Origin of the sequence: Actinomadura napierensis (assembly GCF_039529375.1) — a bacterium.
Classification (GTDB): Bacteria; Actinomycetota; Actinomycetes; order Streptosporangiales; family Streptosporangiaceae; genus Spirillospora; species Spirillospora napierensis.
In genome coordinates this window covers 20,994-31,295 of the sequence record NZ_BAAAMR010000109.1, presented here as the reverse complement: position 1 = coordinate 31,295, position 10,302 = coordinate 20,994, and the positions used below count along the sequence as shown (strand labels likewise).

Annotated in this window: 11 protein-coding genes; 7 read left to right on the top strand and 4 right to left on the bottom strand. The window is 71.8% G+C overall.

Annotated features, from left to right (window positions below; genetic code table 11):
* Positions 1-304 precede the first annotated feature (304 nt).
* Complete coding sequence (locus ABD296_RS39780) at positions 305-1,414, top strand: NAD(P)H-dependent flavin oxidoreductase (RefSeq protein ID WP_344280124.1); 1,110 nt, start codon at positions 305-307, stop codon at positions 1,412-1,414.
* A gap of 63 nt (positions 1,415-1,477) precedes the next feature.
* On the opposite strand, the gene ABD296_RS39775 is transcribed toward ABD296_RS39780, so the two are convergent.
* Positions 1,478-1,921 (bottom strand): hypothetical protein, encoded by a 444-nt coding sequence (locus ABD296_RS39775; protein ID WP_344280121.1) that lies wholly within the window; start codon positions 1,919-1,921, stop codon positions 1,478-1,480.
* Positions 1,922-2,071: 150 nt separating this feature from the next.
* On the opposite strand from ABD296_RS39775, the gene ABD296_RS39770 reads away from it, so the two are divergent.
* Both ABD296_RS39770 and ABD296_RS39765 read left to right on the top strand, forming a co-directional pair.
* The gene (locus ABD296_RS39770) at positions 2,072-2,704 is read left to right on the top strand and encodes a flavin reductase family protein (RefSeq protein ID WP_344280118.1); all 633 of its coding nucleotides are present in this window, start codon (positions 2,072-2,074) and stop codon (positions 2,702-2,704) included.
* 60 nt (positions 2,705-2,764) lie between these two features.
* Entirely contained in the window at positions 2,765-3,823 is a 1,059-nt protein-coding gene (locus ABD296_RS39765; RefSeq protein ID WP_344280115.1) for a hypothetical protein, read from the top strand.
* Between the two features lie 141 nt (positions 3,824-3,964).
* Here the strand turns inward: ABD296_RS39765 and ABD296_RS39760 are convergent, their stop codons facing one another.
* The 3 genes from ABD296_RS39760 to ABD296_RS39750 form a co-directional block, all read right to left on the bottom strand.
* Positions 3,965-4,207: a type II toxin-antitoxin system RelE family toxin gene (locus ABD296_RS39760; RefSeq protein ID WP_344280112.1), complete on the bottom strand. Its 243-nt coding sequence runs from the start codon at positions 4,205-4,207 to the stop codon at positions 3,965-3,967.
* Positions 4,204-4,473: a hypothetical protein gene (locus tag ABD296_RS39755; RefSeq protein WP_344280109.1), complete on the bottom strand. Its 270-nt coding sequence runs from the start codon at positions 4,471-4,473 to the stop codon at positions 4,204-4,206. Before ABD296_RS39755 ends, ABD296_RS39760 begins: the two co-directional genes overlap by 4 nt.
* A gap of 75 nt (positions 4,474-4,548) precedes the next feature.
* Complete coding sequence (locus ABD296_RS39750) at positions 4,549-5,361, bottom strand: crotonase/enoyl-CoA hydratase family protein (protein WP_344280106.1); 813 nt, start codon at positions 5,359-5,361, stop codon at positions 4,549-4,551.
* Positions 5,362-5,516: 155 nt separating this feature from the next.
* Between ABD296_RS39750 and ABD296_RS39745 the strand changes: the two genes are divergently transcribed.
* Genes ABD296_RS39745 through ABD296_RS39730 form a run of 4 tightly spaced genes read left to right on the top strand, consistent with a single transcriptional unit; the run spans position 5,517 to position 10,233 of the window.
* Positions 5,517-7,082, top strand: coding sequence for an acyl-CoA synthetase (locus tag ABD296_RS39745; protein ID WP_344280103.1), 1,566 nt, complete (start codon positions 5,517-5,519; stop codon positions 7,080-7,082).
* On the top strand, positions 7,072-8,043 hold the full coding sequence (locus tag ABD296_RS39740) for a Zn-ribbon domain-containing OB-fold protein (protein ID WP_344280100.1): 972 nt from the start codon (positions 7,072-7,074) through the stop codon (positions 8,041-8,043). The genes ABD296_RS39745 and ABD296_RS39740 overlap by 11 nt, the downstream gene beginning before the upstream one ends.
* On the top strand, positions 8,043-9,083 hold the full coding sequence (locus ABD296_RS39735) for a thiolase domain-containing protein (RefSeq protein WP_344280098.1): 1,041 nt from the start codon (positions 8,043-8,045) through the stop codon (positions 9,081-9,083). The genes ABD296_RS39740 and ABD296_RS39735 overlap by 1 nt, the downstream gene beginning before the upstream one ends.
* On the top strand, positions 9,076-10,233 hold the full coding sequence (locus tag ABD296_RS39730; protein ID WP_344280095.1) for a thiolase domain-containing protein: 1,158 nt from the start codon (positions 9,076-9,078) through the stop codon (positions 10,231-10,233). Before ABD296_RS39735 ends, ABD296_RS39730 begins: the two co-directional genes overlap by 8 nt.
* The last annotated feature ends 69 nt before the right edge of the window (positions 10,234-10,302 follow it).

Here is a 10,302-nt window from a genome sequence, read left to right as displayed (position 1 = left end):
TGTCCTGCCGGGGGCCGCGCCCGCCGCCGCGGCACCCCAGAAGGGCGCCAAGCCGCAGGCCCGCCGGGCGCCGTCCGACGGCCGCCAGCGGCGCCTGCCGTCCCGGCGGCGCTGACCCCGCCTCCTCTCCGCCAAGGCCCCGCGGCCCGTGCCGCGGGGCCTTCGCCGTCCCCGACGGCCCGGCATGCTGATACGTGTTCTAGAAGCGGTCCAGGCTCCCGGACCTCCTGTTCGGCACCCGTCCGGCGATTTCGGTAACTAGAACCTGTTGCAGTTTTGCTCCGACCCGCCTAGGGTCGAGACCGTGCGGACACGAGTCACCGAACAATTCGGCATCGAGTACCCGATCTTTGCGTTCAGTCACTGCCGCGACGTGGTCGCGGCGGTGAGCCGCGCCGGCGGCATGGGCGTCCTCGGCGCCCTGTACTTCACCCCCGAGGAGCTCGAGCTCGAGCTGAAGTGGATCGACGAGCACGTCGGCGGCAAGCCCTACGGCGTGGACGTGGTGATGCCCGCCAAGTACGAGGGCGCCGACCTCGGCGACGCCGAGGAGCTCGTCGGCAAGCTGCAGGGCATGATCCCGGCCGAGCACCGGCAGTTCCTGGAGAACCTGCTCGAGGAGCACGGCGTCGAGCCGTCCACCGAGAGCGCGGGCCGGGTGCTGCTCGGCTGGACCGACCAGACGGCCCGGCCGCAGGTCGAGATCGCGCTCAAGCACCCGATCGCGCTGCTGGCCAGCGCCCTCGGCCCGCCGCCCGCCGACGTCGCCGAGCTGGCCCACCAGCACGGCGTCAAGGTCGGCGGCCTGGCCTCCAACGCGCGGCACGCCCGCAAGCAGGTCGAGGCCGGCGTCGACATCATCATCGCGCAGGGCACCGAGGCGGGCGGCCACACCGGGGACGTCTCCACGATGGTCCTCATCCCCGAGGTCGTGGACGCGGTCGGCGAGGACACCATCGTCCTCGCGGCGGGCGGCATCGGCCGCGGCCGGCAGATGGCCGCCGGCCTCGCGCTCGGCGCCGACGGCGTCTGGACCGGGTCCATCTGGCTGACCGTGGACGAGGCCGACACCCCCGAGCGGGCGCTGCCGAAGCTGCTCGCGGCCACCTCCCGCGACACCGTCCGGTCCCGCGCCTGGACCGGCAAGCCCGCGCGCTTCCTCAAGACCGCGTGGACCGAGGCGTGGGAGAGCGAGAAGTCGCCCGGCTACCTGCCGATGCCGATGCAGTTCATGCTGATCGCCGACGCGCTGCCGCGCATCGCCCGGTCCGGCGACGGCGAGCTGGTGACCTTCCCGGTCGGCCAGATCGTCGGCTCGATGAACCAGGTGAAGCCGGCCGCGCAGGTCGTCTACGACCTGATCGAGGAGTACGTCGAGTCCATCGAGCGGCTCAACACCATCACCGAAGGCTGACCCCCGTCAGGGCAGGGACGGCGGCCGGGGCGCGAGCCCCGGCCGCCGCCGCGTTCCCGGACGTCAGAAGCGGGTCATCCACGACAGGGCCCGCGCGACGACGTAGTAGACGACGCCGGCGATCGCCCAGTTGATGTAGAGCTGCTCCTTCGGGTCCGACCGCGTGAACACGTCGTGGAACGGCGTCGCGAGCCAGCGGCCCGTGTTGAGCGTCGCGTGCACCAGGTCGTTGCCCGGATTGGCGCCGCCCCAGGTCAGCAGCATCCCGAGGGCGAGGATGAACGCCGCCGCCCAGCCCGCCGACAGGATCATCGCGCTGACGGGGTTGTGCCGGCTGCGCCGCCACCGCCGCGGTCGCCGCACCACGACGGTCTTCCCGGGGCTCTCGGCCGCGGGCGCCGCCGCCGCCGTGCGCCGAGGCCAGGTCCAGCGTCTGCGGGGCTCCGCCGGGGGCGCGTCGGCCGCCGTCCGTCCCCGTCCCAGGTACCGTCCTATTTGGAGAGCCATCGCCTGCTCAGTCCTTCCATGACCGGCTTGCCCCCAGCTGTGCCTCAGCGGGAAACGCGCAAACGCCGGCCCCTTTACGGACGGCCCGATACCCGCGTCGCGATCACATTTCAGCCGGTGTCGAAACGACCCCGCCCTACGCTGCCGATCATGGAACCCGCGGTCGCCGCCCTCCCGGAGCACGTCGCCATCGAGCCGAGCATCCTGTACTTCGGTACCCCCGTCGTCCTCCTGACCAGCACCAACGAGGACGGCTCGGACAACCTGGCGCCGATGTCGTCGGCCTGGGCGCTCGGCCACACCGTCGTCCTCGGCCTCGGTGCGGAGGGGCAGACCGCCCGCAACCTCCGGGCGCGTCCCGAATTGGTGATCAACGTTCCCGGCCCGGAGCAATGGCAGGCCGTCGAACGGCTGGCCCCGCTCACCGGCCGCGACCCCGTGCCCCCGGCGAAGGCGGCCCTCTTCCGCTTCGAGCGTGACAAGTTCGCCGCCTCCGGCCTGCGGCCCCAGCCCTCCGAGAAGGTCGGCCCGTCCCGCGTCGCCGAATGCCCGCTGCAACTGGAGGCCCGCGCCGAGCGCGTGCGCCCCGGCGCGTCCGGCGGATTCGTCATCGTCGAGGCCGACGTCCTACGCGTGCACGCCGACCCGCGCATCGTCGTCCCCGGCACCGACCACGTGGACCCGGCCGAGTGGAGCCCGCTCATCTACAACTTCCGCCACTACTTCGGCCTGGGCCCCGAACTAGGCCACACCTTCCGCACCGAAACCCCGCGCCCCTCGTAGCCCGGAAGCGGCCACCCCGCCGCACCCCGCACGCCCGGCGCGTTCACTAGCCTCGCCCTCATGCCTCCGCCCCCCGCCCCGGAGCCCCTCGTTCTCCGGCCGTCCGCCCTGCGCTGGGCCGTGTGGAACGCGGCTCTCGCCGCCGTGTTCCTGGTCGTCCTGGCCCTGCTGGTGGTGGGCGGCACCTGGGCGCTCGCCCTGCTGCCGCTCGCGCCGGCGATCGTCCCGTGGCTGGTCTCGTTGAGCCGGATGCCGCCCTGGCGGTGGACGCTCGTCGACGCCCACGGCGTGACGATCCACGGCGGCAGGCCCAATGGACGGATCCTCTGGGCCGAGATCGGAGGGATCTCGTTCCTGCCGCGAGGCGCGGGACCGCCGGGGTACGGGCTCTTCTTCCATACGCACGGCGCCTTGGTGCCGGCGCCATACCGGAGCTTCGGACTGTTCGCCGGAGGCAGGAGGATGGACGCGCTCCTGGAGGGCCTCCTCGCAAGGTCCGGCCCGCACCGCGCCCATATCCGCGCCTCGGCGCCCGGTCCCTGGGCGAGAGCGGGGACACGGGTCGCCATGGGCCTGCTGGCGGCGGTCCTGGCGGGCGGCACCTTCCTCATCGTTCAGGTCGTCAGCCCATGGACGCAGCCCTGGTGGCCCGGACGCGACGAGGCGGGCCGGCTGCCGGCCGGGTGCGCCCTGCTCGACCAAGCCGTGCTCGCACGCTACGTCCCGGGCGCCCCGGTCACCGGTGACGGACCCGCCGACGCCGGCGTACCCGACGACCGGATGTGCGCGTGGGGCACCGACCACGGGCCGCCGGAACTGGGCGTGCAACTGGAGCGGTCGCGGCGCCGGATCGGCGCCGGAGGCGGCGCGTCGGAGGGCGCGCACGATCTCTTCCGCCTCCGGGCCGACGCGACCTGCCCGTCCCGGACGCGGGGCCTCGGCGACGAGGCGTGCACCGGAGTCGACGGTGGCGGGGGCCCGGTGCGGGCCCGGGTCGTCGTCCGGCGGGGGAACGTGCTGGTCACGGTGGACTACACCGCTGAAAAGCCGGCCGCACAGGCGTCCTCCGACGCGCGCCGGCTGGCCGGTCTCGTGCTGGCCTCCGTCGCCTTCGAGTGACGGGGACGCCCCACCGGCGAGCAGGGGCCGTGCCGTTCGCCGCCGAGGGCGTCCGCGGCATGGAGGCGGTCGTAGCGGTCGACGTCGCCGGCCATGGCCGCGCCTTCCGAGCCGCCCGGTCATCGGCGCCTGGGCGGGAGGCTATTCGCCCTGATCGGCGATCCGGTCGACGTGGTCGACCGTGATCAGCTGGTCCTGCACCACGTACATGACGCGATAGGGCCCGACCCGGAGGCGGTGGTACTCGCCCCGGACGAAGGCTTCGGGGGGACGGGGGTCGTCCGCCAACAGGTCAATGGCGGCCAGCAGGCGGCGCATGCCGTCCTGGTCGCGCATGAACCGTGCCGCGGACCTCTTGGCCGCAGGCGACCATTCGATCTTCACTCGGCTTCCCCGAGGAGGAAGCGCGTGACCTCCTCGTGGGACATCGCCCCCGGACGGCCCGCCGCCTCCCATTCTTGGAACTCCGCGTACATCGCTTCGGCGTCGGCCTCCTCGATGTCATCGGCCGTCGCGCGACGTTCGAGCGCCTTCATCCGCCGGAGGTCGCGCAGGGGGACCACGGCTGCGGCTTCGCCGCCCAGATGAATGACTTCGTACGGCTCGGTCGTCGCCTCCACCGGAGTGGGCTCGATCGGTTCTGCGCTCATGTGTCCGGAGCCTACAGCGCCGGAGCGACAGAGCACCGGCGCTGCTCGGACGACGTCCCTTTCGTGGGGAAGGTTCTATTTGCCGTGGTAGATGGGGTCGCGCTTTTCCTTGAAGGCCTTGGAGCCCTCCTTGGCGTCCTCGGAGGCGAAGACGGGCCAGCCGATCTCGTCGGAGACCTTGAGGGCCTCCTCCTCGGGCAGGTGCTCGGTCTCGCGGACGGCGCGGAGGATGGCCTGGACGGACAGCGGCGCGCAGGCGGCGATCTGGTCGGCCATCTCGCGGGCGGCGGCGAGCGCGGTGCCGTCCGGGACGACCTTGTTGATGAGGCCCATGGCGAGGGCCTCCTGCGGGGTGACCGAGCGGGCGGTGAGCAGGATGTCCAGGGCGGCGGCGTAGCCGACCTGGCGGGGGAGGCGGACGGCGGAGCCGCCCATGGGGAACAGGCCGCGCTTCGCCTCGTAGAGGCCGAGGGTGGCGCCCTCGGCGACGACCCGCAGGTCGGTGCCGGTGAGCAACTCGGTGCCGCCGGCGACGGCGTAGCCCTCGATGGCGCAGATGAGCGGCTTGGTGGGGCGGCCGTCCCGCAGCAGGCCCTTCCAGTGGTAGTCGGGGATCTGCGCGGCGCGCTCGGCGACGCGGGGGTCGGAGGGCGGCCGGCTCATCGCCTTGAGGTCGGCTCCGGCGCAGAAGGTGCCGTCGGCTCCGGTGAGGATGCCGACGCGGACCTCCGGGGTGTCGGAGATGTAGGCCCAGGCATCGGCGAGACCGACCAGCATGGCCGTGCTGAGCGCGTTGCGCGCCTCGGGGCGGTTCATCGTGACGATGACGACGTGGCCGTCCCGCTCGACGGTGCAGTGCTCGGTGCTGATCGGCAGCCGCTCGGCCATAGGGTCCTCCTGGAATGGGGCAAAACAAGAACAGATTCTAGTTAAGCCGGTGCGCTACCGGTAGGGGTTGCCCTGCAAAACGAGAACGTGATCTACTTTGCTCGCCGGGCGCCGCCGGCAGGCGGTGCCCACCGTGATCACGCAAGGGAGATCCGATGGGGTCGTTGGGCTTTTGGCGGTTGGCGCAGGCCGATCCCGACTGGGTCGCCGCCGTCGATCCGGACGGCACGCAGTACTCCGCGGGCGATCTGCTGGCCCGCTCCAACCGTCTCGTCCACGGGCTCCGCGAGCTCGGCCTCAAGGACGGGGACGGGATCTGCGGGCTGGTCCCGAACGGCGTCGAGGGGCTCGTCCTCTATCTGGCGGCGCTCCAGGCGGGCTGGTACTACACGCCGGTCAACTGGCATCTGACCGGTCCGGAGATCGGCTACATCGTCGCCGACAGCGAGGCCAAGGCGTTCTTCGTGCACGAGCGGTACGCCGCCGAGGGCGTGCGGGCCGCCGACGAGGCGGGGCTCGAGGCGGGCCGCCGGTTCGGGTGGGGGAACGTCGAGGGCTTCCGGCCGTACGCCGAGCTCGTCGACGGGCAGCCGGACACGCTGCCGGACGACCGCAGCGCCGGCGCGACCATGCACTACACGTCCGGGACGACGGGACGGCCGAAGGGCGTCAAGCGCGCGCTGACCGGGCTCGACCCCGACGACAGCGCCGAGCTGATGACGTTCCTGCTCGGCCTGTTCGGGATGACGCCGGGCAAGCCGGCGACCGGCGAGCACCAGGCGCACCTGATCACCTCGCCGAACTACCACACCGCCGTCACCCAGTTCGGCGGGACGGCGCTGCAGATGGGCCACACCCTCGTCTACATGGACAAGTGGGAGGCCGAGGAGACGCTGAAGCTGGTCCAGGAGCACCGGATCAGCAACACCCACATGGTCCCGACGCACTTCAAGCGGCTGCTCGCGCTGCCGGAGGACGTGCGGAGCAAGTACGACGTGTCGTCGATGAAGTGGGCGATCCACGCGGCGGCGCCGTGCCCCGTCCCGATCAAGCAGCAGATGCTCGACTGGTGGGGCGACTGCATCTGGGAGTACTACGCGGCCACCGAGGGCGGCGGCACGATCGCCAGCCCGCAGGACTGGCGCGCGCACCCCGGCACGGTCGGCAACGCGTGGGCGATCAGCGAGCTGCTCATCGTCGACGACGACGGCAACGAGGTCCCGACCGGGCAGCACGGCACCATCTACATGAAGATGGCCGGCGTCCAGTTCGAGTACAAGGGCGACAAGGAGAAGACGGAGAAGAACCGGCTCCGCGACTTCTTCACGGTCGGCGACATCGGCTACCTGACCGAGGACGGGTTCCTGTTCCTGTCCGACCGCAAGGCCGACATGATCATCTCCGGCGGGGCGAACATCTACCCCGCCGAGATCGAGAACGAGATCACCATGCATCCCAAGGTCGCGGACGTCGCGGTGTTCGGCATCCCCGACGACGAGTGGGGCGAGCAGATCAAGGCCGTCGTGGAGCCCGCCGAGGGCGCCGAGCCCGGACCGGAGCTCGCCGAGGAGATCCTGACGTCCCTCGAGGGCCGGCTGGCGAAGATGAAGTGGCCGAAGACCATCGACTTCATCGAGACCATGCCGCGCGAGCCCAACGGCAAGCTGCTCAAGCGCAAGCTGCGGGACCCGTACTGGAAGGACCGCGACAGTGCCATCTGAGACCACGCAGTCATCTGAGACCACGCGGCCATCTGAGACCGCGGTCAACCACGTCGTCGAGTTCCCCGGCGGCTACACCCGCTCGGTCGGCCCGGTGATCGGGCGCTTTCTGAGCGAGCTGCGCGACGGCCGGATGGTCGGCGTCCGCACGGCCGCCGGCCGGGTGCTCGTCCCGCCGTCGGAGTACGACCCGGAGACCGGCGAGGACGTCACCGGCGAGTTCGTCGAGGTCGGCCCCGCCGGCACCGTGACGACCTGGTCGTGGGTGCCGAACCCGGCGAAGGAGCACCCGTTCGACCGGCCGTTCGCGTGGGCGCTGATCCGCCCGGACGGCGCCGACACCGCGCTGCTGCACGCCTTGGACCTCGGCGTCTTCGAGGCCGGCGCGAAGCCGCCGAAGACCCTGAAGACCGGGATGCGGGTGCGGCCGAAGTACCGCGCGGAGCGGACCGGGACGATCGGCGACATCGAGTGCTTCCTGCCCGAGGTCACCATGATCAACCCGCGGGCGAGCCTGGAGTTCCGGCTGAAGGGCGGGCAGGCGCTCGGCCGGTTCCTCGACGGCATCGCCGAGGGCCGCATCATCGGGCAGCGCTGCCCGGTGTGCGAGAAGGTCATCGTGCCGATGAAGGGGTTCTGCACGCGCGACGGCGTCCCCACGACCGAAGAGGTGGAGCTGTCCGACACCGGCACCGTCACCACCTTCGCGGTCAACAACATCCCCGACCCGCGCGCCCCCGAGGTGCCGTTCGTGTCCGGCTACGTCCTGCTGGACGGCGCGGGCCTGACGATGCTGACGCTCATCGCGGGCGTCCCGGCCGACCAGGTCCGGATGGGCATGCGGGTGAAGGCGGCGTGGCGGCCCCGCGAGGAGTGGGACCGGTCGATGGCCAACATCAAGTGGTTCGAGCCGATCGACGAGCCCGACGTCCCCTTCGAAGAGATCAAGGACTTCATGTAATGCGTGATGTCGCAGTCGTCGCGTTCGTACAGAGCCGGCACAGCGCCGAGGACCAGGGGCTCGCGGAGACCGAGATCGTCCTGCCGGTGATCACTGAGATCAAGGAGCGCACCGGGCTGTCCCGCTTCGGGTTCACCTGCTCCGGCTCGTGCGACTACCTCCAGGGCGCGCCGTTCGCGTTCGTGTCGGCACTCGACACGCTGGGCGCCTGGCCGCCGATCTCCGAGAGCCACGTCGAGATGGACGGCGCGTGGGCGCTGTACGAGGCGTGGGTGAAGCTCCAGATCGGGCAGATCGACACGGCGCTGGTGTACGGGTTCGGCAAGTCGTCCCAGGGCGACCTGCGCGCGATCATGAACCAGCAGCTCGACCCGTACACGCTGGCGCCGCTCGGCGTCGACCAGGTGTCGATGGCCGCCATGCAGGCCCGCGCGTACATGGACAGGGCGGGCGTGAAGGAGGACGACCTGCGGGCCGTCGCCGCGCGGTCCCGGGCGTCCGGCCGCGACAACGAGTTCGCGCTGCACCTGCCGGACCCCGAGGGGGACGACTACGACGTGGCGCCCCTGCACCCCTACGACGTCGCGCCCGTCACCGACGGCGCGGCGGCGATCGTCCTGGCGGCCGGCGACAAGGCGCGCGAGCTGTGCGAGCGGCCCGCGTGGATCACCGGGATCGACCACCGCACCGAGCCGCACGCGCTCGGCGTGCGCGACCTGACCCGCTCCGAGGCCGCCCGCCTCGCGGGCGAGAAGGCCGGCGCGGCCGGGGTCGAGGTCGCCGAGCTGCACGCCCAGTTCAGCCACGAGGAACTGATCCTGCGCGAGGCGCTCGGCCTGGGCGACGGCGTGGCGGTCAACCCGTCCGGCGGGGCGCTGTCGGCGAACCCGGTGATGGCGGCCGGCCTCATCCGCATCGGCGAGGCCGCGACCCGCATCCACGACGGGACCGCGTCCCGGACGCTCGGGCACGCCGCGTCCGGCCCCTGCCTGCAGCAGAACCTCGTCTGCGTGATGTCGGGAGAGAAGAACAATGGCTAACCCCTGTGCGGTCATCGGCATCGGGCAGACCCAGTACAAGACCAAGCGGCTGGACGTGTCGATGGCCGGCCTGCTCCGCGAGGCGGCCCGGCGGGCCCTCGACGACGCCGGGCTGACCTGGAAGGACATCGACGCCGTCGTCGTCGGCAAGGCGCCCGACCTGTTCGAGGGCGTCGTGATGCCGGAGCTGTTCCTGGCGGACGCGCTCGGCGCGACCGGCAAGCCGATGATGCGGGTGCACACGGCCGGCTCGGTCGGCGGGTCCACGGCGATCGTCGCGGCGAACCTGATCCAGTCCGGCGTGCACGAGCGGGTCCTCACGATCGCGTGGGAGAAGCAGTCGGAGTCGAACGCGACGTGGGCGCTGACGGTGAACGGGCCGTTCACGACGTCGCTCGTCGTCGGGGCCGGCGGCTACTTCGCGCCGCACATCCGCGCCTACATGGCCCGGTCCGGCGCGCCCGACCACATCGGCACGCTCGTCGCGGTGAAGGACCGGCAGAACGCGCTGCGGAACCAGTACGCGCACCTGAAGATCCCCGGCATCTCCCGCGAGATGGTCGAGTCGACCCCGATGCTGTGGGAGCCGATCCGCTACCTGGAGACCTGCCCGTCGTCCGACGGCGCCTGCGCGATGGTGCTGGCGTCCGAGGACGCGGCGAAGAAGGCGCCGGGCAGGCCGGCGTGGGTGCACGGCACGTCGATGCGGTCGGAGCCGATGCAGTTCGCGGGCCGCGACAGCGTCAGCCCGCAGGGCGGCAAGGACGCGGCGGCGGACGTGTTCCGGCAGGCCGGCATCAGCGACCCGCGCCGCGAGCTGGACTGCGCCGAGGTGTACGTGCCGTTCTCCTGGTACGAGCCGATGTGGCTGGAGAACCTCGGGTTCTGCGGCGAGAACGAGGGCTGGAAGCTCACCGAGTCCGGCGCGACGGCGTTCGACGGGGACATCCCCTGGAACCCCTCCGGCGGCGTGCTGTCGTCCAACCCGATCGGCGCGTCCGGGATGATCCGGTTCGCGGAGGCGGCGCTCCAGGTGCGCGGGCAGGCCGGCGACCACCAGGTGGACGGGGCGCGCCGCGCGCTAGGTCACGCCTACGGCGGCGGCGCCCAGTTCTTCGCGATGTGGGTCGTCGGCGACGACAAGCCGTAGGTTCCCCTTCGGGCCCTTTCCTGTACGTGTTCCTGTACGTGTTCCCCTGGGGGCGACCCCAGACCCCGT